Origin of the sequence: Pseudomonas sp. MD195_PC81_125 (genome assembly GCF_014060985.1) — a bacterium.
GTDB classification, from domain to species: Bacteria; Pseudomonadota; Gammaproteobacteria; order Pseudomonadales; family Pseudomonadaceae; genus Aquipseudomonas; species Aquipseudomonas parakoreensis.
In genome coordinates this window covers 1-808 of the sequence record NZ_JABULD010000631.1, presented here as the reverse complement: position 1 = coordinate 808, position 808 = coordinate 1, and the positions used below count along the sequence as shown (strand labels likewise).

The window sequence follows — 808 nt, the reverse complement described above, 5'->3', positions numbered from 1 at the left end:
ACTTTGATTTTTTAAAAACCAAGATCAAAAGATCGCACCTTCGGCAGCTCCTACAGGGGGTTTGTGGGGAACCGGGGTTAGCGTTTGGGCAACTCGATCACCACCTTCAACCCGCCCCACTCGCTCTCGCCCAGCACCAGCAACCCGCCCCACGTCTCGACAATATCCCGGACAATCCCCAGCCCCAGACCATGTCCGTCAGTCTGCTCGTCGAGCCGCGTGCCACGGCTGAACACCTGAGTGCGCTGTTCTTCGGGAATCCCCGGGCCATCGTCTTCCACGCTCAGGGCGAAACCGTCCGTTCGTTCGATCACGCTCAGCCGCACCTCGCATCCGCCCATTTGCAGGCGTTGTCCAACAGGTTGCCGAGCAGCTCCAGCAAGTCCTCGCGATCCCAAGGCAATTGCAGCCCCGGCGGCGCGACGTAGCTCAACGTCAGATGCTCGCCGTGAATCATGTTCAACGTCGCCAGCAGCCCCGGCAGTTCCGCATCACAATCAAACAGCGCACCGGGCAGTGCATCACCGGATAAACGCGCGCGATTAAGTTCACGATTGAGCCGTTGCTGCACTTGCTCCAGTTGCTCCTTGAGGATCTTGCGCAGCTCCGGATGGGCGTCGAGTTTTTCGTTCGAAGCCAGGCTCAGCAGCACCGCCAGCGGGGTCTTCAGCGCATGTCCCAGATTGCCCAACGCATTGCGCGAGCGCTTGAGACTGTCTTCGGTGTGCGCCAGCAAATGGTTGATCTGCGCCACCAACGGCTCGAGCTCGACCGGCACCTGATCGTCCAGTTGCGAGCGCTGGCCCTG

Annotated in this window: 1 pseudogene; it reads right to left on the bottom strand. The window is 60.6% G+C overall.

Annotation, left to right across the window (positions count from 1 at the left end):
• Window positions 1–77 precede the first annotated feature (77 nt).
• A pseudogene (locus HT737_RS25190) lies at window positions 78–808 on the bottom strand (ATP-binding protein); the annotation flags it as partial.